Annotated in this window: 19 protein-coding genes, 1 tRNA gene and 1 pseudogene; 19 read left to right on the plus strand and 2 right to left on the minus strand. The window is 38.9% G+C overall.

The annotated features are described in order from the left end of the window. The first annotated feature begins 25 nt into the window (after nucleotides 1-25). From JZY04_RS00550 to JZY04_RS00560, 3 genes are all read left to right on the plus strand, one after another. A tRNA-Cys gene (locus tag JZY04_RS00550) sits at nucleotides 26-97 on the plus strand. Between the two features lie 321 nt (nucleotides 98-418). Continuing rightward, entirely contained in the window at nucleotides 419-1,501 is a 1,083-nt protein-coding gene (locus tag JZY04_RS00555) for a pilus assembly protein N-terminal domain-containing protein (RefSeq protein WP_032541325.1), read from the plus strand. A 150-nt stretch (nucleotides 1,502-1,651) separates the two neighbouring features. Next, nucleotides 1,652-2,404, plus strand: coding sequence for a GNAT family N-acetyltransferase (locus tag JZY04_RS00560; protein WP_005809603.1), 753 nt, complete (start codon nucleotides 1,652-1,654; stop codon nucleotides 2,402-2,404). 129 nt (nucleotides 2,405-2,533) lie between these two features. Here JZY04_RS00560 and JZY04_RS00565 read toward each other — a convergent pair whose 3' ends face one another. Continuing rightward, nucleotides 2,534-5,563 carry a glycoside hydrolase domain-containing protein gene (locus JZY04_RS00565; RefSeq protein WP_122143576.1) on the minus strand — a complete coding sequence of 1,010 codons (3,030 nt, stop codon included), beginning with the start codon at nucleotides 5,561-5,563 and terminating at the stop codon, nucleotides 2,534-2,536. Nucleotides 5,564-5,751: 188 nt separating this feature from the next. On the opposite strand from JZY04_RS00565, the gene JZY04_RS00570 reads away from it, so the two are divergent. The 3 genes from JZY04_RS00570 (at nucleotide 5,752) to JZY04_RS00580 (ending at nucleotide 8,977) form a co-directional block, all read left to right on the plus strand. After that, the gene (locus tag JZY04_RS00570; protein ID WP_005809599.1) at nucleotides 5,752-6,846 is read left to right on the plus strand and encodes a hypothetical protein; all 1,095 of its coding nucleotides are present in this window, start codon (nucleotides 5,752-5,754) and stop codon (nucleotides 6,844-6,846) included. Next, complete coding sequence (locus JZY04_RS00575) at nucleotides 6,843-7,856, plus strand: hypothetical protein (RefSeq protein WP_122143575.1); 1,014 nt, start codon at nucleotides 6,843-6,845, stop codon at nucleotides 7,854-7,856. The genes JZY04_RS00570 and JZY04_RS00575 overlap by 4 nt, the downstream gene beginning before the upstream one ends. A gap of 113 nt (nucleotides 7,857-7,969) precedes the next feature. Continuing rightward, complete coding sequence (locus tag JZY04_RS00580; protein ID WP_122143574.1) at nucleotides 7,970-8,977, plus strand: hypothetical protein; 1,008 nt, start codon at nucleotides 7,970-7,972, stop codon at nucleotides 8,975-8,977. Between the two features lie 50 nt (nucleotides 8,978-9,027). On the opposite strand, the pseudogene JZY04_RS21170 reads toward JZY04_RS00580, so the two are convergent. Further along, a pseudogene (locus tag JZY04_RS21170) lies at nucleotides 9,028-9,249 on the minus strand (hypothetical protein). Nucleotides 9,250-9,964: 715 nt separating this feature from the next. On the opposite strand from JZY04_RS21170, the gene upaY reads away from it, so the two are divergent. Genes upaY through JZY04_RS00645 form a run of 13 tightly spaced genes read left to right on the plus strand, consistent with a single transcriptional unit; the run spans nucleotide 9,965 to nucleotide 21,363 of the window. Continuing rightward, nucleotides 9,965-10,483 (plus strand): capsular polysaccharide transcription antiterminator UpaY, encoded by a 519-nt coding sequence (gene upaY, locus JZY04_RS00585; protein ID WP_005776089.1) that lies wholly within the window; start codon nucleotides 9,965-9,967, stop codon nucleotides 10,481-10,483. A 19-nt stretch (nucleotides 10,484-10,502) separates the two neighbouring features. Further along, the gene (locus tag JZY04_RS00590) at nucleotides 10,503-10,976 is read left to right on the plus strand and encodes a UpxZ family transcription anti-terminator antagonist (RefSeq protein ID WP_122143573.1); all 474 of its coding nucleotides are present in this window, start codon (nucleotides 10,503-10,505) and stop codon (nucleotides 10,974-10,976) included. A 31-nt stretch (nucleotides 10,977-11,007) separates the two neighbouring features. Next, nucleotides 11,008-12,216, plus strand: a complete 1,209-nt coding sequence (locus tag JZY04_RS00595) for a UDP-N-acetylglucosamine 4,6-dehydratase (protein ID WP_032540995.1) — start codon at nucleotides 11,008-11,010, stop codon at nucleotides 12,214-12,216. Between the two features lie 11 nt (nucleotides 12,217-12,227). Continuing rightward, complete coding sequence (locus tag JZY04_RS00600) at nucleotides 12,228-13,370, plus strand: LegC family aminotransferase (RefSeq protein ID WP_122143577.1); 1,143 nt, start codon at nucleotides 12,228-12,230, stop codon at nucleotides 13,368-13,370. A 5-nt stretch (nucleotides 13,371-13,375) separates the two neighbouring features. Further along, nucleotides 13,376-13,597 (plus strand): phosphopantetheine-binding protein, encoded by a 222-nt coding sequence (locus JZY04_RS00605; RefSeq protein ID WP_122143572.1) that lies wholly within the window; start codon nucleotides 13,376-13,378, stop codon nucleotides 13,595-13,597. A gap of 1 nt (nucleotide 13,598) precedes the next feature. Further along, nucleotides 13,599-14,816 (plus strand): fatty acid--CoA ligase family protein, encoded by a 1,218-nt coding sequence (locus JZY04_RS00610; RefSeq protein ID WP_122143571.1) that lies wholly within the window; start codon nucleotides 13,599-13,601, stop codon nucleotides 14,814-14,816. Continuing rightward, nucleotides 14,813-15,535: an SDR family oxidoreductase gene (locus JZY04_RS00615; protein ID WP_005776096.1), complete on the plus strand. Its 723-nt coding sequence runs from the start codon at nucleotides 14,813-14,815 to the stop codon at nucleotides 15,533-15,535. Before JZY04_RS00610 ends, JZY04_RS00615 begins: the two co-directional genes overlap by 4 nt. A 2-nt stretch (nucleotides 15,536-15,537) precedes the next feature. After that, nucleotides 15,538-16,179: an acetyltransferase gene (locus tag JZY04_RS00620; protein WP_122143570.1), complete on the plus strand. Its 642-nt coding sequence runs from the start codon at nucleotides 15,538-15,540 to the stop codon at nucleotides 16,177-16,179. A 14-nt stretch (nucleotides 16,180-16,193) separates the two neighbouring features. Continuing rightward, nucleotides 16,194-17,243, plus strand: coding sequence for a nucleotidyltransferase family protein (locus JZY04_RS00625; RefSeq protein ID WP_022011134.1), 1,050 nt, complete (start codon nucleotides 16,194-16,196; stop codon nucleotides 17,241-17,243). A gap of 15 nt (nucleotides 17,244-17,258) precedes the next feature. Further along, nucleotides 17,259-18,437 (plus strand): glycosyltransferase, encoded by a 1,179-nt coding sequence (locus tag JZY04_RS00630; protein WP_122143569.1) that lies wholly within the window; start codon nucleotides 17,259-17,261, stop codon nucleotides 18,435-18,437. Then, nucleotides 18,415-18,939, plus strand: a complete 525-nt coding sequence (locus JZY04_RS00635) for a DapH/DapD/GlmU-related protein (RefSeq protein ID WP_005776101.1) — start codon at nucleotides 18,415-18,417, stop codon at nucleotides 18,937-18,939. The genes JZY04_RS00630 and JZY04_RS00635 overlap by 23 nt, the downstream gene beginning before the upstream one ends. Then, nucleotides 18,936-20,120 (plus strand): hypothetical protein, encoded by a 1,185-nt coding sequence (locus JZY04_RS00640; RefSeq protein ID WP_005776102.1) that lies wholly within the window; start codon nucleotides 18,936-18,938, stop codon nucleotides 20,118-20,120. Before JZY04_RS00635 ends, JZY04_RS00640 begins: the two co-directional genes overlap by 4 nt. Next, on the plus strand, nucleotides 20,107-21,363 hold the full coding sequence (locus JZY04_RS00645; protein ID WP_022011137.1) for a lipopolysaccharide biosynthesis protein: 1,257 nt from the start codon (nucleotides 20,107-20,109) through the stop codon (nucleotides 21,361-21,363). The genes JZY04_RS00640 and JZY04_RS00645 overlap by 14 nt, the downstream gene beginning before the upstream one ends. Nucleotides 21,364-21,366 lie beyond the last annotated feature (3 nt).

Below are 21,366 nucleotides of genomic sequence, written 5' to 3' on the forward strand. Positions count from 1 at the left end.
CTTTGCAACCGCAAACGAGAAACAAGGTTCCTTGGATGAGTGGCTTAGTCAGCGGTCTGCAAAACCGTGTACGGCGGTTCGAATCCGCCAGGAACCTCGAACATTACTTTAAATCCCTTGAAAGTCAAGTGCTTTCAAGGGATTTTTCTTTGTTGGATTCCAATCTGGGGACCAATAAATTCATTCTTTCCACACTATTGCAGCAAAAAATATTAGGGAGCAAGTTGCAGAATTGATAATAGGACACAATCCTCCAAATCCATATACAAGCCATTTGAGCATATCCGACAGATGAGGATTCCATATTTCCGTATAATATGTCGTAAGATATATAAAAATGCAGTACATAGTAGAGTGTATTGCATTTTTCTTATATTTGCAAGTACTTTCATGAAAGGTAAAAAAGACCATAAAAAAAATGAAAACGAAAAAGTTATCAAAACTACTACTGTTGTTCTTGTGCACAATTAATCTTATTGGTTGCAACAATGAAGAAACGGAATCTGCCTACCATTTGGAGTTGACTGTAAATTCATGCAAAATCATATTGGGCGGTAGTGAATCTGTAAAGCTGACGGCCCATGAAAACACGACATTGGATATAACTGATGGTGAAGTGGCTGATGCTGTTTATACATGGGGTGGAAATACGGAAGCCTCTGATATCAAAATTACAGGTAAGCGTGATGGAGAAACCGATATTATCGTTACCGATCATGAAACAGGAGAGACTGCCACGATAAAAGTGGAAGTGACCAAAGCGCCGATGCCTCACCTTGCACTTAAAAAAGGGAATAGGAAAAATGTTTTTGACCGTATGGATTTTTATCTAACAAATGATGGTTCGCAATCTATAACGATGGGATTACTGTCAGAGGTATGCGATTCAATAGTCTGGACAGTGAATGGACAGAAAGGCAGCTATCGGTTGTATGAACGTGAAAGTGGAGAAGGAGTAGTTAAGAGCCATTTGGTTATGGAGTGGGGGCACTGCTTTATATTTCCCGGAGATTATGAAACTTGCCTTACAGCATGGAAGGATAATAAGGTGCTTTACCAAGACATACTTTCGGTTACTATCATTAATGATAAAGATTTTCTGGGATTTAATTGGAAGGATGTGACTAATACTTCACAGGCGTGGACTTCTTATGCCGATGTTATCGGCAGTAACCCTGATTTGATGACTACTTATCGGTTTAATGCTGGTGTCCCATCAGTGGAAGTTGCATACTTTAATGTTACAAGCGATAAATATCTGAGCCAAAGTTATGATGTGCTTTATAACTACTTCTGTTCATTCTATTCGCAACCTACTTACGAAGATAAAAAGGATAAGCAAAAGATCTTTCGATTATATAAGGAACTGTTTTCCGAGCAAAAGGTATATCCGAATGCCTATCCGTGCGCTATATGGGTTACAGATAACGCCAATGCGGTTTTATTACTTGACGAAGACGATTCGGCACGCTATATTGTTTATGCAGAACCAAGACAGTGATAAAATTATTTTTTATGAAGGAAGCCCTCAGTGAAGTTTCTTCATTTAAATTCACTACATTGGTGCTTTGTGATTTATTAATAATAGTCATAAAGTGGCACTATCCCGGTTAGTTGGTTGATAATATCTAAATTTAAAGTGAGGGTGCGTATGGATACTGATTTTGTAAATTTGACAACAGAAAACCTTGCCGGTGAGCATTTATGTTGTATTATCCGCAGTAAAAAGCCACATCAGGGTATTGAAGCAAAGCGGCGATGGCTTTCTGACCGGCTGAATGAAGGTCACGTCTTTAGAAAATTGAATGCAAAGGCTACGGTTTTTATCGAATATGCTCCCCTTGAAACAGCTTGGGTCCCCATAACCGGTGATAACTATTATTACGTATATTGCTTATGGGTTTTAGGTAGTTACAAAGGAAAAGGGTATGCAAAGTCATTGATGGAGTATTGTTTGGCTGATGCCAAAGCAAAGGGTAAATCCGGTATTTGTATGCTGGGAGCAAAAAAACAAAAATCCTGGCTTTCTGACCAATCATTTGCGAAGAAGTTCGGTTTTGAAGTTGTTGATACTACTGATAACGGATATGAATTGCTTGCGCTTTCTTTTGACGGAACAATACCCCGGTTTGCGCAAAATGTAAAGAAGCAGGAGATTGAAAGCAACGAACTGACGATTTACTATGATATGCAATGTCCCTATATCTGTCAAAACATTGAAATAATAAAACAGTATTGCGAAATGAATGACGTTCCCGTATCTTTCATTCAAGTGGATACGTTACAAAAAGCAAAGGAATTGCCCTGCGTTTTCAATAACTGGGCTGTATTCTATAAAGGAAAGTTTGAGACTGTGAATTTATTGTTGGATGTCGACTATTTAAAGAGGATACTCAAAAAGTGAAAATGTAAATTCGGATATGCTTTGTGAGCTTTGCTGAAGGTGTCAATCATATTTTAAATGAAGGTGTGTCGAAAATGTCAATTCCGCATGGAGACATTCTCGACACACCTTCATTGGTTTTATCTATCTTTACTCCAGAATAAAGATATAGCCTTTGTCTTTCGGTATTTTGATTTTATCTTTGGCTGACAGTGTGAATCCTTCCTGGAAACCTTTGATAGCAGGTGCCGTCAGTTTTGCCTTGTCGGGGTCTATCCCCAGTTTCTCCCAGTCAATTTGTAGTTTCACCTCACTGTCTTTCTTTGCCCAGCTGGCAATGGCTATCATCACTTTGCCGTCTTTGACAAACGAAGTGCCCAGAATATCGCTGCGTCCTGTTTTCACCGGATTGTATGATACCCAATACCCCATCATCCGGCTGTCCTTGATACCGAAAGCATCCCATACCTTCCAGAGTTGTGAAGGGACGGACTCCATCGGTTCGCGTGCTGTCATGCCGTATAGCATACCCCGGTAAGGATTGCCACCGTCTTGTAACATTTCGCTCATCATGCCGAAGGGGATACCCGAAACATCTGTCAGCCAGTATTCCGGTGATTTTTCGTATTTGAAGTATTCGCCGAACCAAAGACGGTCCAGGTAAGGCATGTGTTCCATGTACAGGAAGATGCTGTTGATGTACCCGTCCGCCGGATTGAACTGGTTGGCGGAATGAACGTCGATGCGCGGGTCGGGACGATTGTTTTCCAGTACCCGGCGGATACGTTTCATGGTGTTGCGGTCGAAAGCCAGGTCGTCGATATATACACCGTCGATACCTACATTCTTTGTCAGCCAGTTCAGCCCTTCCACGTAAAAATTATGCCAGCGTGAAATGCCGGTATTCACGATGGCTGCATCTTTGTAGGCATCTACAAACCATGCGGCGATGTAGTCACCGTCCAGATGCTCTTGTAACCATGCATATCCTCCTCCTTTGCCCGGAGAGAAGATCTCGTGTCCGAGACTTTTCAGGGCAAAAAGCTCCGGTGCGTGATTGTTCAGCTCCCTTACGGTGTAGTAGATTTTCACTTTGTAACCTTTGGCATGCGATTCGTCAACGTACTGCTTCATGAAGGCCGGACGGAAGAACGGATAGTTGATATGCGGGTTGACTGCATTGCCGTGATGCAGGTTGATGACGTTCGCTCCGGTTTCGGCTACTACGTCTACCGCCTGATAAGCATGCGCATCACCCTCTTTCAGTTTTTCGGCAGGCTGGTAACCGTGATAGTAGCGATCGGTCCACTGCTTCATGGTGTCTATCGGTTTGAAAGGTGTCACCAGCACCAGGAAGTCGAAGTTCAGCTCTTCTCCTTTGGTCATGGTCCGCTTTCCGCTGTAGGTTTCGATATCCACTTGTTTCCCTTGTTCCCGGTAGCTGATACCTCCTTTGCCGTCGTTGAACCAGGATGGCGGCATGTTCAGCGGTTGCATTTTGTAGAAATTGGTGTTCAGCGGGCGGCGGTAGTTTTCCGCACGGAACAGGCATTGCATTCCACCGTTTACGTCGCCGAACCAGAAACCTTCCTGATTGCGTTCCACATTCCATTTCCATCGGTCGCTTTTAGGACGCAGAGAACCTTCATATCCCATTCCCAAACGATATTTGGCAGTCGCTGCCGGCATGGAAGTCATCAGAGCTATGTCATCTACCGATGTGTTTTCGGTTGCTTTTACTTTAATCTGATAACTCATGAAACCGTCGAACTCCATGCTGGCATGTACCGTCACATCGAGTGATCCGGCCTTCCCGGCAGCTGTCCAACTAACAATCCCGTCATCCTTCTTGCCGAATTTCAACGGTGAAGTGATGGTGACGGGCAGTTGCTTTCCATTCCGGCGGATGACGAGCTCCATCGGTTTTGCCAGGATGTCTTTGGCTTCTTTGCCAACGGAGGTCATCTCTTCGGTGAAATAACTCCGGATGGAAGCCGGTAACCCCAGTTCGCCGGCAGTGACGCTTCGTCCCAATACGCTGATTGTGTTGTCTGTCACCGTCATCGGAATGAACGGCTTCACCAGTTGGTCGTTTACGGCATATTGTGAATTCAGCCAGCGCAGGCGCGACAAACGCCACAAATCACTGTCTCCTTTGTCTACCAGCACATTGTCGGACAGGTTGATCGTGATCTTTACCTCCTGAGAGGCTCCCGATGAATCGCTGACAATGGCTTTACCGCTATAAATGCCTCTGCCGGCATGTTCCGGCATCTGAATGCCTATCCAAAGCGGCTGTACACGCCCCTTGCCCACGTTTACTTCCGGATGCATCGGGCGCCCTATCCAGTCGGTCCCTTCCGTATTGAAACAAGTGATAGCCGATGCCGGAATCATCCCGTCTTTACCTTTCAGGTCGGTGAAGGTTACTTTGACCCCGTTCACCGGATTCTTGAAAGCCCATAGTCCGAGTTGCAATACATAATATTCGTTTAAGTCTGCTTCACCGAAAAATTCGCCGGTGGCTCCTTGGGTTACCTGACGGTACGAGAGATCGTCGAACATACGGATAGGGAACTTACGGTCTTCGGGCAGCAGCAGGAACGGTTTATTGCTATTGGCTTCTGCCAATGCCTGTTTCTCTTTTGCTGTGGCAATGATTTCCATCGGATAGAAGCTGTTGAAACTGCCTAACGACTCGAATCTGACCAGTTTGGCCCGGGTCACCTTTGTTCCCGGAGTGGAACTGCAGATTGCTTTCCATTGTGCGTCGGCTCTGTCAGGTTGCTTCGGATAGTTCACTTTGGGGTATGGACCTCCCGATGTATGGTAGGGCAGATAGTATACATAGTAATTCCCTGTACCTGTACTGGCATCGAACCGGATACGTCCGTACTCACGGTTGATTTCCACCGGAAGTACATTGTCCACTACTTTGCCGGTAGAAGCATTTATCACAATAATCCCTTTCTGTTCGGGATTGGCGTCGCGTCTGCGCCAGGGGATATAAGCTTCCGCTACGGTGGCGGGAGTATTCATTGAAACAACGGCACGGTGATTACCCAGTGTGTCGGGAGTCCAGTAGTTTTCGCCGTAAAACGAAGCTTCGGGGACGAAGTCCTGAGCAGCTGCCGGAAAGGTTAACAAGGCTGACAGTGCCCATAAAAAGAGTTTTTTCATAATGTTTTGTCTAATAAATAAGTATGTGCAAATTTACAAAGAATCGTTTGGGATCGGATAAGATTTGCCTGTTTTTATTTGAGATGCGGTTTCTCTGTCGATTGGCGGACAGTATTTGGACACCTTTATTTGCATTTTCCCTTTTTGTATTATCTTTGCGCCCTCAAAAAACAAATAAACCCTACACTATGAACAAAAAGAAAGTTTTAGGTATTTCGCTTCTGGCACTCTCTCTGTTTGCTTGCCAGGATGATGATACCGTCGACATTCTCAATGCCTTTGGCACACCGCCTGCCTTGACTAAAATTTCGGCAGAGGAGTTTCTCAATCAGGGAGAACAGATGTTTGAAGATGGTGAGAGCGTTGATGACATTGTTTCGGCCGATCGTGCCTTCTATGTGAACCAACCGCTTAATGTATCGATGACAGACGGAAAGCTCCGCCTGTTCAATGGTATGGCCCACGATTTCAAAGAAGTCTCCGTATGGCTTACGATGCCCCATTTGCGTGATACCATCCATCTGATGCAGTTTGAAGAAGTTCCGGGCTTTTACAACATCCGGTTGGATTCTCCGCTGAAGATGGGCGAGGCAGTCTATCCCTCCAAAAGCGGCAAGCCTGTCCGTGTCAACAATCTGGCTTTGCTTTCTCCCGATCAGTACGAACTGTTGCTTACATGCAACGATTCTGTATTCGATATGTTGAAAACCATCAAGATGAAGACCCGCATTCAGATGGGAAAATACGGTAGTGGTAACTGGGGAGTGATGACGCCCAATGCAGCCCGTTATTATGCCACTTCAGCGGTAAATATGGCCGTTATGTTCAGTTCCGGAATTTTTCGTGATTCATTGATGAATTATAAAGGCAGCATCCATAACGATGCAGGGAAGGAGATTGACCGTGAGGGATTGTTGAAATCCATTCTGAATAAGCAAAGTCTGGTGTTCGGAGTAGTCACCGGGCCCGGGATCGCCGGACTTGGCGGAGGAAACGCACTGGGATTGCGTGAGGAATATCTTTCGGGCTTCTTTTACCAGAACCGGGTAGCGATAGATTGCAATTGGGTGCTTCATGTCTGGATTCACGAATTGGGACACTGTCTGGGTTACGGCCATTCCAGCAGCTTGTGTTATGGATCAATGCCCGACGAGATTGTGCCGAAAGTATACCGTTACATGATGAAACACCGGATGTTGCCTTATGTCATCAATCCATTCAAGAGTTACAATGATTATAACCCCGGTATCAACGATGCCGATAATCCCGACATAGAGTTATGATGAAAAGATACAGCATTTTTATGGTAGTGGCGACTTTGCTGCTCACTTTTGCCGCATGTGATAAAAACAATATGCCGGGGTTCGGTTTCACTACCGATTCCATCCTTACACTGACTTTTGAGAAAGAGCTGGATGCGGCAGCTATCGGTGTAGGTACACAGAACTATAATCCTGTGGGAATGCGCCGTTTGGGTGATACCCTTTTTATAGCCAACTGTGCCGACGGATCGGATGGTGTCCGGATTGTTCGTGCCTCCACCGGCGAATTGCTTTACTCGTTGACAGGTTGGACGTATGACGGAAAAGCTGAAAAGTTCGATAATCAAGTGATGGATGTAGCCGTCAACAGCGATTATATTTTTGTGGTGAACCGCTCTTCCCGGATCGACATGTTTCGCCGGAACGATTATACGTATGTAACCACTATCGGGCGTACAGGTTGGCAGTCGAGCTCGTTGTTGCAATGCGAGTCTGCCGAAGTAGCCGGTGACAAACTGTTTATTCGTGATAAACAAAAAATCAAGGTGGTACAGCTTTCGGACTGTACACCGGAAAATCGTTTCAAGGTCCCCGTGTTTGCCCAGAACACCGACAGCACAACTTCCAACAATGGATTTAACCTCGAGACCGTGGCACGTTACAAGGAACTTATTTACGTATCGGACTATGAAAGTTCGCGTATCCTCGTAATCGATCCCTCCACCGTCACCACGAAAGGAGAGCCGGTCCGCTTTGTCCGTTCCTACCGTATGCAAAGCAAGCCGTTGAGTATGGGATTCTTTCAGGATGAAATGTACGTTGTCTGTGCCAATAACCGTATCGTAAGAGTAAATCTCCTCACCGGAGAGGAGAAGGACGCTTACTCTTCTTTTGCCGGAGGAATGGGATTCGGTACTCCGGGACGCCTCTTTTTCCATAACGATATGTTCTATCTTTCAGGTCGGAACGCGAACGCTCCGCGCCTGATACAGGGAAAAGTAATGTTTGTTGAAATATCCGAGTTGGACTAAAAAAGCTCACGACAGAGGATCACAGAGTCTCACGGAGTGAAAATATAGAGTACAAAACTCTGTGAGACTCTGTGAAACCCTGTAGTGAATGAAATTCAAAAAAATAAGTAAACATGAATTTAAAATTTTTATATCTGTTATTATTGCTGTCTGCTGCCTGTTGTGTATCCTGTTCCAAGGACGAAGAACCGGCTGATAAAGGCAATACCTCTCCCGAAGAACCGGTTTATACCACGTTTACCGATGCCGGCGAAGTGATTATTCCCGGAGTGCTTCCGGCCAATTTTACTCCCCGGTCCGTACGGGTCAAAGGGGATACATTATTTGTTGCCAACAATAATGCCGCCGACCGTTCTGTTCTTTTGTTGAACTTGACGACAGGCGAGCTGATCGGACGCATCGATTCGTGGATGCGGAAAGATACTAAAGAGACATTTAACGCTGAGATAGGAGATATGGCTGTTTCGGACCGTTATATTTTTGTGGGCATGTACAACTCCCGTATTAACGTTTTCGACCGCCGTACCCTTCAGTTCGTCAATGCCATCGGGCGTTCGGACGGAAAGTGGGGTGACGATATTTACAGCATGACTCATTGTTACGGTCTTCGCGAATGCGGCGATAGGCTGATGGTGCGTGATAAAAATACCATTCGCGGTTATTGGATTTATGAAGCTGTTACCGAGCCTGCGTTTCGTGTCCCCTGGATCGGAAAGGTAAAGGTACCCGAAGGGATCGGATATGACTATCAGCCCCGCATTCATGGCATGGCGGAGCATAACGGGCGCATGTACCTCACCGACTGGTACAACAAAAGCCTGCAAGTGTTTACTCCCTCAAAAATGGAAATTGTGTTTGGCGAAGAGACACATATCACTTCCGATGCCGTATTTAAGTACGACGCCATACAGCCTTTGGGACTGCTGTCCTATGGCGGAGAGCTCCTGATGTCAGTACAAAAGAGTGGGAAGATACAGCGCTATGACCCCGAGACGGGCGATTTGTTGGGGCTGTTAGCCGAATTTCCAGACAAGGAAATCGGGCGTATGGAGATAGCCCGGGGAATGCTTTATTATATTGATCTCAAAGCCGGAAAACTGATGAAGGCAAAAGGAGAATGATTTACCACAGGGTTTCACAGAGTCTCACTGAGTTTTATTCTTTATCATTTTTACTCTGTGAAACCCTGTGGTGAATCTCTTTCCGTTATACATTCATCGCATTTGCTCCGAGTGCACCCAAGTCTTAGAAGTGAATTTATGCCGTCTGAACCGGTATCTTCATCCTTATACCTTTCTTCAATTAACATTGTTAACGCTTTTTTTAGGCTGTCTTATTCTTATGCGCAAATAACAAGTCTTTTGCATTTAAAGAATTTGTTATTCGCATCCAAAGAACAAGCTTTAACTCTATGTTAAAACAAAGCTTTTGAGAACAGAAATCTTACTTTTTAAAGATGTTGTTTTTCAGATGGTTAAGTCTGAAATTCGCTTCTCTGCCTCACGGATGGACTTTTCGGGCGAAAGCCGGGGTACTTGCTTTTTTGTCAACTATAAACGAGGGTTTACACTTCCGAAACTTGAATAATTTATATAATTCCGGCAAATATATTGTATCTTTTTGAAAAGCAGATGTGCTTACGTGCGCGTAAGAGGAGAAAATCTTGTGTGTAAGTGATAGGAGGGTGGGATACCTATTATTGGGCTACAAACATATACGTTATGTAGAATTTATAGAAAAAATAGGGGGAATTGTTTCAAAAAACGTTCGTCATTTGAAACACCTTTTTTTGACCTTTTTGAAAAATCCCGTTCTTATGAAAAAAAATATAGATAAAAACACTATTTTTTATTCATAACTCCTTCATTATCAGCAGTGTGTTTTAGTAAAAAAGAGAAAAAAGCAATTTATTTATAAAAATATTTTGTTGTTATAAAAATGTGCCTTACCTTTGTGTTTATAAACGAACGTTTTTTGAAACAATTTCGTCCGTTTTACCACTATAAATATTTTCGGAAATACTTACGGTTTGAATGAGAAAAGATGTCTCGTCCAAACCGCGTAGCGCACCCGAAAGTAACCTATCGAGTTTTAATTTCCAACAATAAATGTCTGAACAACAGGAGTATTGGTTTGCCGCTCGGACAAAGAAGGATCAGGAGTTTGCTATTCGTAATGCTTTAGAAAAGCTTGGAATAGAATACTTTCTTCCTACACAATTTGTCATTCGCCAACTGAAATATCGTCGTCGTAGGGTAGAAGTTCCTGTTATCAAGAATCTTATTTTTGTCCGGACTACCAAAGAGCGTGCCTGGTCCATCACGAAGGATGATCACGTTCCTTTATTTTATATGAAGGATCTTTATACCCATACTTTGCTCATCGTCCCCAACAAGCAGATGGAGGACTTTAAGTTTGTGATGGATTTAGCTCCGGAAAATGTAACTTTTGACGACCTTCCTCTTACCGTGGGTACAAAAGTACAGGTTGTCAAAGGAGAGTTTTGTGGTATCGAAGGTGAGTTATCCAGCCTTGCCAATCGCACCTATGTGGTGATCCGCATTCATGGGGTTCTGTCTGCCAGCGTCAAAGTACCTAAAAGTTACCTTCGTATTCTTTCAGCGTAATTCGTAATTTCAAAATTATATGAATCAAGTCCAAAATCTGCAACACATTGCCCGTGAGTTGCTTTATCTTGGTACGGATGGCTCTCCCATCTATACCGATCATTTCCGTCAACTGAACACCGAAGTTTTTCGCTTGTCCGAAGCCCTTTTCTCTATGAAAGGTGCCATTTTTGAGGAAGAAGCAGCGATTTGTCTATCCCTGTTAATGGGTTATAATGCTACCATTTACAATGATGGCGACAAAGAATCTAAGATACAAAGCATTTTAGATCGCTCTTTTGCTGTGTTAGATCATCTTCCCGCTTCTCTATTAAAATGTCAATTGCTGACATATTGCTATGGCGAGGTATTCGAGGAAGATTTGGCACAAGAAGCACATCAAATAATGGATGGCTGGAAAAGCAGGGCGCTCTCAGAAGAAGAATTGGAAGTGATGGAAACATTGCAGACAATGGAAGAGAATAGCTATCCATGTAGCGAGATAGAAGACTGATTATATGCATTTTTGATGAATAATATAAAATATGCTTAATGTAGATAATTTTATTGGCGATAATATCACTTTTCGTCGTTCCAGCATGTTTGCTCCCGATATTGCAGCAAACAGTGATCGTCTTCGCCAGGAGGTTGAAGGTAAGAGTTTATTGGTAATTGGCGGTGCCGGTTCTATCGGTTCTTCCTATATAAAAGCCATTCTTCCTTTTAAGCCTTCTAAACTTGTTGTGATCGATTTAAACGAGAATGGATTGGCCGAACTTACCCGTGATTTGCGTTCCACTTATGGGCTGCATATTCCGGAAGAGTATCGTACTTATACCTTGAACTTTGCAGATCCCATCTTCGAGCGGATGTTCCGTAAGGAGCAGGGTTTTGATATTGTAGCCAATTTTTCGGCACACAAGCATGTACGGAGTGAGAAAGACGAATATTCTGTACAGGCCTTGATTGAGAATAATGTAATCAAAGCCAAGAAACTGCTTGATCTGTTATCGGAATTTCCTCCCCGTCATTTCTTTTGTGTTTCTACGGATAAGGCTGCCAATCCTGTGAATATAATGGGTGCCAGTAAACGTATCATGGAAGATATGATAATGGCCTACTCCTCTAAATTTAAGGTCACTACTGCCCGCTTTGCCAATGTTGCCTTTTCTAACGGCTCTTTATTGGCCGGTTTTATTGACCGTATCATGAAGAAACAGCCTTTGGCTGCCCCCAATGACGTGAAACGCTATTTCGTTTCACCTGAGGAAAGCGGTCAGATCTGTATGCTTGCCTGTATTCTTGGGAATAACGGAGAGATTTTCTTTCCAAAGTTAGGTGAGGAAAAGATGATCACTTTTTCTTCTATCTGTGACCGTTTCCTCCGTACTCTGGGCTATGAAAAGAAAGAGTGTGCTACAGATGAAGAAGCCAGAAGATATGCTGCCGAAATGCCGGATGACAGCAAGATATATCCTGTTGTTTATTTTGAAAGTGATACCACGGGTGAGAAAGGCTACGAAGAGTTCTATGTGCCCGGTGAGCGGTTGAACCTGGAACGTTTTTCTTCTTTGGGTGTGATTGAGGATGTCAGTAAACGTCCTTTGTCTGAATTGGATTCCTTCTTTGATGAGTTGGAGTCCCTCTTTGCCCTTCCGGATTGCCATAAGTCTGATATCGTGACTGCACTTAAAAGATTTCTTCCCAATTTTGAACACGTGGAGAAAGGAAAGAATCTGGATCAGAAAATGTAATGTTTACAAGTATGTATAATAATATAACTACTTTCATCCATAGCTTGTTTGGTACGGATGAATTTGTTCCGTTGCACGCTCCTTTATTTATCGGTAACGAAAAAAAATACCTTGCAGAATGCATTGATACTACTTTTGTCTCGAGTGTGGGCAAGTTTGTCGATCGCTTTGAGGAGCAGGTTGCTTCCTATACCGGCTCAAAAAGAGCTGTTGTCTGTGTGAGTGGTACTAATGCATTGCACATGGGTATGCTTCTTGTCGGTGTTGAGCGTGATGATGAAGTTTTAACTCAGGCTCTTACTTTTATTGCTACCTGTAACGCCATCAGTTATATTGGCGCACATCCTGTATTTCTTGATGTGGATAGAGATACTTTGGGTCTTTCTCCTCTTGCTGTGAAAAGGTGGTTGTCTACGCATGCGGAAGTAAGGAATGGACAGTGTTATAATAAGAAGACGGGACGCCGTATCAAAGTTTGTGTTCCTATGCATACGTTCGGGCATCCTATGAAGATTGACGAATTGTCGGCAGTGTGCAACGAATATCATATAGAACTTGTCGAGGATGCGGCCGAAAGTATCGGCAGTTTCTATAAAGGCCGTCATACGGGTACTTTCGGAAGAGTGGGAGCCATCAGTTTTAATGGTAATAAAACGATCACCACCGGTGGTGGGGGTATGTTGCTTTTCCAGGACGAAGAGCTGGGCAAGTTTGCCAAACATTTGACGACCCAGGCCAAAGTTCCGCACCGTTGGGCATTTGTTCATGACCATATCGGTTACAATTACCGTATGCCTAATATCAATGCCGCATTGGGTTGTGCCCAAATGGAGAATCTTGACAGGTATGTTGTCAATAAACGTGAGACAGCGGAACGGTATCGTGAGTTTTTCTCTCGTATTCCTGATGTTGAGTTTGTTGTTGAGCCTGCGAACAGCCGTTCTAACTATTGGTTGAACGCTGTACTTCTGAAAGACCGTCGGGCCCAACAGTCTTTCCTTGAATATACGAATGACCATGGTGTAATGACCCGCCCTGTTTGGGAATTGATGAATAGGCTTGAGATGTTTCGGGGATGCGAGACGGATGGTTTGGAGAATACTGTGTGGTTGGAAGAAAGAATTGTGAATATACCAAGTAGTGTAAGATTATAAAAAATATGGAAGAGAAGATTTTAATTATTATCAATGAGATAAGGAAAGCTAAAAAATTGTCAGAATTGAGTGTTATTAACTTAAGTGATACTTTAAGAGATGATATTGGATTTACTTCATTTGATTTGGCAGAACTTACCGTTCGAATAGAGGATGAATTTGATATTGATATTTTCGAGGATGGGTTAGTAAATACTGTTGGTGAAATAATTGAGAAGTTACGTTAATATGGGACTGTTTTTAGTAGATCAACATAAATCATATACTTATGAAGATCTGTTGCAACGGATAAATGAAGCAAAGTCATACATTCCACTGATGCAGACGAATAATTTATATGATTTCTTTTTGAATATGATCTTATCTTTGATTTCCGATCAGCCTCTAATTCTTTTAGACTCAGATACTAAAATGAATGAATTAGAAGGAATAGAAAATACAGATATAAATAAGCCTAGGAATATTCTTTTTGATGATAAAGCAGATATAGATGATCTGATAAATAGGGTTTTAACCTCAAAATCAGAAATAACTATATTCACATCTGGTACCACAGGGCAGCCCAAAAAAGTAGTACATACTATTGGGACGTTGACTCGTTCGACAAGAGTTTCTTTTAAATATCATTCTCAAATATGGGCTTTTGCTTTTAACCCGACTCACATGGCTGGTTTGCAAGTCTTTTTTCAGGCTTTTGCAAATAAAAATGCTTTAATAAATGTTTTTAATAAAAACCGAGTTGAAGTATATGAATTGCTTTCGGAATACCATGTAACTCATATTTCTGCTACTCCCACCTTTTATCGTTTATTGTTACCAGTAGAGAAATCTTATCCTGAAGTGTGTAGAGTGACTTTAGGAGGGGAGAAATCTAATACTAAACTTTATGAATCAATGCTTTTGATATTTCCGAATGCTCGAATAAATAATATATATGCTTCAACTGAAGCTGGTTCTTTGTTTGCAGCAAAAGGAGATTTATTTCAGATTCCAGTCGAATTGAAGGATAAGATTAAAGTTGAGGATGAAGAATTATTAATTCATAATTCTCTTTTGGGTAAATCTGATAGCTTTTCATGTGTAGGAGATTATTATCATTCTGGTGATTTAATAGAATGGATTGACTCTGATAAAGGATTATTTCGTTTTAAAAGTCGTAAGAATGAACTGATAAATGTTGGTGGGTATAAAATAAATCCTGGAGAGGTTGAGAGCGTCATGATGCAATTTGATGGTGTTCAACAGGCTTTTGTTTATGGCAAACCAAATTCTGTTTTAGGTAATATTCTTTGCGCTGAAATAAAGATTGAGGAGGGATGTAGTTTGTCTGAATTGGATATTCGTCACTGGTTGGCTGATAAGTTACAAGAGTTTAAAATTCCACGTAAAATAAAATTTGTGGAGAATATAGCATTAACAAGAACAGGAAAATTAAAACGAACATGAATATATTAGTTACAGGTTGTTCTCGTGGGGTGGGCCTTGAGATTTGTAGAGTTTTGTTGGAGGAAGGACATGTTGTTTATGGAGTTTCTCGTAGTTATTCGAATGAATTCCGAATACTTGAAGAAAAATATGAAAGTAAACTCTTTTTTAAAAGTGTTGATCTCTCAGATACGACCAATATTCACAAGATCATTTTTAAAGAGTTTCTTACTAACTCAGTCCCATTAGATGGTTATGTAAATAATGCAGCTGTGGCTTATGATGATATTATTACCAACTTACAAATAGATAAGTTAAGGGTAATGTATAACGTGAATGTATTCTCTCCGATGCTGTTGACTAAATATGCAATTCGTAATATGTTATTACATCATATTCAAGGAAGTATAATACATATATCTTCTATAAGTGTTCATACAGGGTATAAAGGGTTATCTATGTATGCTTCTAGTAAAGGGGCATTAGAAGCATTTTCCAAAGATACTGCTAGAGAATGGGGACAGTTAGGTATTCGTTCTAATGTGGTGGTACCTGGTTTTATGGAAACGGCGATGAGCTCTTCTTTAACAGAAGAACAGAAAGATCGTATTTACAAAAGGACTTCTTTAAAACAGGCTACTGATGTACGTTCTGTGGCAGAAACTGTCGCTTTTCTATTATCAAAGAAAGCTTGCTCTATAACAGGACAAAATATATTTGTTGATAACGGTACTATTTAGTGATGAAACCTACTCTTTTTATTGTTGGTGGTAGTAGTACTGCCTTGGAAATCCGAGAAACTGTAGATCAGTTTTTTAAGGATAAATATTTTGCTGTTTATAACGTTATATCAGATGAAGAACCTCCTATTTTACAAACTTATATTAGAGACTCGTCTTTATTAGATAGATTATCTACAATTGAGGTTTCTCATTATATTATAGGATTTACCAACAGAACTTTACGCTTACGGTTTGTTGATCTTTTTGGTGGATTTAACAGTGTACTTGATAATGTCATTCATCCATCTTCTTATGTTTCTCCTTCAGCTATATTAGGTAAGGGTAATTATTTGGCCGCTAATGCTGTTATTTCTTCCAATGCTCTTATTGGAAATTCAAATCTGATTAATTACAATGTGACTATTGGGCATGATGTCGTTGTTGGTTCTGATTGTTTCTTTAATCCGGGAGCCAGAATTAGTGGTAATGTAAAAATTGGGAATGGATGTTTATTTGGTGCAAATTCTTTTGTATTTCAAGGACTTGAAATAAAAGATGATTGTCAGATTGATGCATTATGTTACATTGATAGAGTAATAGAAGCAAATAGTATGTGTACAAGTAATGGAGGGAGCTTAAGAGTATATAGGAGACGGTATTAATAGATACTAAAGAAATGGATTACCAACAGTTGATTGTGGATATAAATGTTTCCATATTGCATACATTGGAGCAAATGGATAAATGTAACAGGAAGCTTTTATTAGTGTTTTCAGAAGGAGAATATTTCGGTTTGGTTAGTATTGGAGATATTCAACGCGCTATAATTGGTAATAAATCCTTGGATACGCCTATTAAGAATATTTTACGAGATAGAATTATTACTGCTGACGACACTTTAAGCCTTGATGAAATCAGAACTTTAATGATGTCTTATAGAATGGAGTTTATTCCAATTCTGAATACCGAGAGGAGGCTTGTTAAAGTTTTAATGTGGAGTGAGCTTTTCCCCAATGAAGATAATGCTCCAATAGATCAGTTTGATCTTCCAATAGTTATTATGGCAGGTGGGCAGGGAACACGTTTAAAACCGTTAACAAATATTATTCCTAAGCCATTAATCCCTATTGGAGAGAAAACTTTTATGGAGGATATTATGGATCGTTTTGTTAAATGTGGAAGTAATAACTTTTATGTTTCTGTAAATTATAAAGCAGATGTTATCAAACATTATTTTTCTACTCTCAAAGATTCGTCATATCGAATAAACTATTTTCAAGAGAATGTGCCCTTGGGAACTGCTGGTAGCTTAACATTAATGAGAGATAAAATACACACTACCTTTTTTGTGTCCAATTGTGATATTATAATTAATGAAGATTACAGTCAGATACTGAAGTATCACAAAGAAAATAAAAATGAATTGACTGTTGTTGCGGCTCTTAAAAATTATCCAATAGCTTATGGCGTTCTTTATACTAAGGAAAATGGTCTGTTAGATTCAATCGTAGAAAAGCCTGACTTGACTTTTAAGATAAATACGGGACTGTATATTCTTGAACCCAACTTATTGGATGAGATTCCAGAAGGACAATTTTATCATATAACTTCTCTAATAGATAAACTAAGAAAAGAAAATAGAAGAATAGGGGTTTTTCCTGTTAGTGAAAAATCTTGGATTGATGTAGGTAATTGGAATGAGTATTTCTCAATTATTAATAAATAGTCAATTATTATAGGCATGAAGGTTCTAATAATTGGAAATCGAAGTCATCAGTTTATATACAATTATGTGAAGACTCTAAAAAAAGTTTATCTTAATTCAGATTTAGAAATTGATATTCTTTCTCAAGATAGTTCAGATCTCTTTTTTCCTTCTGATAAATTTTATAATAATATTTATGCTTTAATAGTACCGTCTTTTTTTCAAAAAAATCGTTTCTTAAAAGTTCTTTATCAACATATATTGTTTCGTAAATATATTAAAAGACTTGATTTTTATGATGTAGTTCATATTCATTATGTTGAGAATATAATAGTACGAGATATTAGGTTCTTTTCGAAATATATCCGTGGAAAGTTAATTGTTTCAATATGGGGAAGTGATTTTTTACGTGCATCGGAAGATAGGAAAAAAAATATGACTGTGCTATTTAATAGAGCAGATCATATAACTATTGCATCGGATAAAGTTATAGAAGAATTTAAAGCTTGTTATCAAAAGAGTTCTTTTCTTTCCAAGATCGTTTTATGTCGTTTTGGGTTGGAACCTTTAGAAAGTTTGATTTCGATTTTAAGGAGTGGTGCAAATGCAAGAATTAGTAAATCTAAAATAGGATTATGTGCAGACAAAATAGTAATAACTATTGGATATAATGCTAGTAGGTTACAACATCATATTGATATTATAGAGAATATAGAACGATCTCCTTTGCTGTCTCCCTTTCATGATAAGGTAGAATTTCTTTTACCTGTAACCTATCCCAAAGATGCCGAATATATTGGTATAATAAAAAAAACAGTTCTTAATTCGAAGTTTCATTATAATGTAATTGAACAATTTTTGTCTGATGAAGATATTGCACATTTAAGAGTTGCATCTGATATTTTTATTCAGCTACAACCTACAGATATGCTTTCTGGATCGATGTTAGAACATTTAAGTGCGCAGAATATAGTTATAACAGGTTCGTGGTTACCTTATGATTGTTTAGATCAGTGGGGCATTTTTTATAGGAAAATAGATTGTTTGGAATTAATATCAAATGAATTACATGATGTTTTGAACAAATTTGTTCCTTATAAAAAGCTCACTTGTAAGAATTCAGATATAATAATAGACAAGTTTAGATGGAATAATGTAATTCACGATTGGCTGGATTTGTACATGAAAAGATATGATAATAAAGAAAGTTTTTAAGAAGGTCTATCATTTAATTTATCCTCCTAGAGTGAGATTTAAGCATGGCCAACGTTTTTACAGTAACTCTTTAATTGATACATTATTTCCAGAACTAGTGGAAATAGGTGATGATTTTATTTCTGCACCAGGATCTATTATATTGGCACATGATGCTAGTACTCTTTGGCATACAGGTAAGTATCGAGTACAAAGGACTAAAATAGGGAATCGTGTTTTTTTAGGAGCTAATAGTATTATTTTACCAGGAGTTGTAGTAGGTGATGATGTGATAATAGGCTCAGGAAGTGTTGTCACTAAAGACATAGCTTCTAATTCTGTTGTAGCAGGAAATCCTGCAAGAGTTGTTTCCACTATTAGTGAATATATTGATAAATGCGAGCAGCGTAAAATTCTTTATGCTCCTAATGAGAAATTTATTGATTTAATTACTAGAGGTGAAATAATTACTGAGGAACGACAAAATGAATTGAGGGACACTATTTATACTCAGCTGAAATGAAAAGAATGTGTTTGTCACTTATAGGTGATATCTGTTTTCCCGAAGAATTTAAACAGATTTTTACTTTAGATGGAAAGTTTCTAATTACAAGAAGTTTAGGTTCCGATTGGTGTTTTGAGATGAGTGGGGAAAGTATGTTTTATGCATTATGTGAGATAGAGAAATCTCAAAAAGAATCTCTTTCTGATTATAAATTAAGAATAATAGAAGCCATTGATAGACGTATAACTTGGGGTAATGGAAAACTATTGCATCGTAGCTTTACAGGAGATTATGATATACAATTTCGTTCGACAAATTCTGCATTGAGAACGCTGTTGTATGCTTGTGAAGATGGATTTGATACAGATAAAAATATCAGAATCATAGCAAATGAACAATTTAAATATTTTTTTGAATGGAAAGAAGGTATTTGGTTTTGCCATGATTCAAGTGAGTATGGTGGAAAAACCCCCTTTTCACATATTAGATCAAAAGTGGCAGGTAAGAGTTGGAGGAATACTTTAACCTTGAATACTCATATTGATTCTTTGAATACACTTCTATTACTAAAATTCTATAGGAAAGAACATCTTCTTAACTTTGATTTAGACTATTGGATAAACAAAGGTCTTATTTCCATAAATCAACTTTTGGAATTAACTAATAAAGGAAAAATGATGAATAAATTGCAGGCAATGGATAATTATTGCTTGAATTTATTTTTGAAAGAACAACATAATTCTTTTTTGATTGATTGCGTATATGAAAAAATTGTTCATCCTATAATTTTTAAACTTGTATTTCCTACTGTCTTTTTTAATAATGGTTTTATTTCCAGGGATTTATCTGTTTTAAATAGGCATATAGATTATCAGTTAGTCAACATTGTTGATTTTGCTCGATTGCTGAATCTCTACAAAAAAAATAGGGAAACAGAGATACTAACTACAAGTATTTTAAACTATAATGAAATAGGGGATAAATTAGAACGAGCTATTGACTTTGTTGAAAATAATAAATCTCTGTTGAATTACATCCAATCTAGTGATTTACAAAGAGCTTGGTATGCAGAGATGTATTATGCAATGTCAAATATAAATTCTAAGTATATAAAAATGGCACAGAATCTTTATTCTGATCAGTTATATTGTTCCGAGAGCCCCTTTTATAAATTGGATTTTTTGAATGAAAAGAATTAATTCAGATTTTATTTCAGGTTTTATCAAGAGAGGAGGTTTTTCTGTCTTTTTCTCTACAGCTTTGGTAAAGATAAGTGCCGCACTACTTTCTATTATTGTTGTGCAATTACTTACTAAAGAAGACTACGGAATATTATCTTACGTATTGTCTATATATGCCATAGCAATCGTTATTGCAGGATTTGGAGGGAATTATTCGTTGTTAAGATTTGGTTCAATTGTGAATTCATTCTTGAAAAAAAAACAGTATTATTATTATACTCAAAGGGTTGGGATAAACTATACTTCAATTGTTGTTGCTATTATAGTTGTTTATTCTTTTTTTCTACCTGAGGGTATGAAGAATGAGTGGCTTTTAATTGTTTATATGTGTCTAGGATTGTATAGCTTTTATATTTTAGAAACAATGCGTAGTTATTTCCGAATTGTAAATTTAAATAGAACCTATTCTAAAATAAACGTGTACAATTCTGTTATATTATTATTACTGACGGTTTGCTTGACTTTGTTTTTTAAGAACTATGGCTATATTACTGCTCTTATATTAGCACCGTTATTGACTTTCTTTTTGTTTAGGAAAAAAATCTCTTATATACAATTTAGTAACCCGATTGAGATTTCTAAAAAAGAATATTGGGGATATGGAATACATACAAGTGTTAGTGCAATTGCTAACCAGATTATTTTCTCTATTGCTCCTTTGCTTTTAGGTATATTGAATGAACCGGAACACAGTATAGCAAGTTTTAGGGTTGCCACTATAATACCTTTTAATCTTTTAACTCTACCTGGAATTTTGATGATCTCTGATTTTAGCTATTTATCTAGGAACTATATGGATAGTAATTGTTTAAAGCGATATTATTATAACTATCTGAAAGTGGTAATTCCTATTTCATTTATAGTCTTTTTATTATTGATTATATATGGGGATTTTGTGGTAGAGAATCTATTTGGGGCACAATATAATGATTGTGTATATATGTATAAGATGTTTATGGTTGCAACATTTGTTACATATATTTTTCGGAATCCATTAGGAAATATATTACTCGCTGTTGGAAAAGCAAAGTGGAATGGATATAATACTTATGCTTTTTGCTTTTTATATATTATTTTCTCACTTATATTTTATCAATATTGGGGTGTTATAGCAATTGTTTATGGTTTGTGCGCTACATTTATTTTGTCAGGTATAGTTTCTCTTTTTTTGTTTTATTACTATATAAAAGGTTTGCGGTAAAGG

The organism is Bacteroides sp. 11BF (assembly GCF_019633765.1).
Taxonomy (GTDB): Bacteria; Bacteroidota; Bacteroidia; order Bacteroidales; family Bacteroidaceae; genus Bacteroides; species Bacteroides hominis.

Coding starts and splice junctions, on each gene's coding strand:
- JZY04_RS00555 (WP_032541325.1), top strand. CDS start 419: ATGAAAACGAAAAAGTTATCAAAACTACTACTGTTGTTCTTGTGCACA.
- JZY04_RS00560 (WP_005809603.1), top strand. CDS start 1,652: ATGGATACTGATTTTGTAAATTTGACAACAGAAAACCTTGCCGGTGAG.
- JZY04_RS00565 (WP_122143576.1), bottom strand. CDS start 5,563: ATGAAAAAACTCTTTTTATGGGCACTGTCAGCCTTGTTAACCTTTCCG.
- JZY04_RS00570 (WP_005809599.1), top strand. CDS start 5,752: ATGAACAAAAAGAAAGTTTTAGGTATTTCGCTTCTGGCACTCTCTCTG.
- JZY04_RS00575 (WP_122143575.1), top strand. CDS start 6,843: ATGATGAAAAGATACAGCATTTTTATGGTAGTGGCGACTTTGCTGCTC.
- JZY04_RS00580 (WP_122143574.1), top strand. CDS start 7,970: ATGAATTTAAAATTTTTATATCTGTTATTATTGCTGTCTGCTGCCTGT.
- upaY (WP_005776089.1), top strand. CDS start 9,965: ATGTCTGAACAACAGGAGTATTGGTTTGCCGCTCGGACAAAGAAGGAT.
- JZY04_RS00590 (WP_122143573.1), top strand. CDS start 10,503: ATGAATCAAGTCCAAAATCTGCAACACATTGCCCGTGAGTTGCTTTAT.
- JZY04_RS00595 (WP_032540995.1), top strand. CDS start 11,008: ATGCTTAATGTAGATAATTTTATTGGCGATAATATCACTTTTCGTCGT.
- JZY04_RS00600 (WP_122143577.1), top strand. CDS start 12,228: ATGTATAATAATATAACTACTTTCATCCATAGCTTGTTTGGTACGGAT.
- JZY04_RS00605 (WP_122143572.1), top strand. CDS start 13,376: ATGGAAGAGAAGATTTTAATTATTATCAATGAGATAAGGAAAGCTAAA.
- JZY04_RS00610 (WP_122143571.1), top strand. CDS start 13,599: ATGGGACTGTTTTTAGTAGATCAACATAAATCATATACTTATGAAGAT.
- JZY04_RS00615 (WP_005776096.1), top strand. CDS start 14,813: ATGAATATATTAGTTACAGGTTGTTCTCGTGGGGTGGGCCTTGAGATT.
- JZY04_RS00620 (WP_122143570.1), top strand. CDS start 15,538: ATGAAACCTACTCTTTTTATTGTTGGTGGTAGTAGTACTGCCTTGGAA.
- JZY04_RS00625 (WP_022011134.1), top strand. CDS start 16,194: ATGGATTACCAACAGTTGATTGTGGATATAAATGTTTCCATATTGCAT.
- JZY04_RS00630 (WP_122143569.1), top strand. CDS start 17,259: ATGAAGGTTCTAATAATTGGAAATCGAAGTCATCAGTTTATATACAAT.
- JZY04_RS00635 (WP_005776101.1), top strand. CDS start 18,415: ATGATAATAAAGAAAGTTTTTAAGAAGGTCTATCATTTAATTTATCCT.
- JZY04_RS00640 (WP_005776102.1), top strand. CDS start 18,936: ATGAAAAGAATGTGTTTGTCACTTATAGGTGATATCTGTTTTCCCGAA.
- JZY04_RS00645 (WP_022011137.1), top strand. CDS start 20,107: ATGAAAAGAATTAATTCAGATTTTATTTCAGGTTTTATCAAGAGAGGA.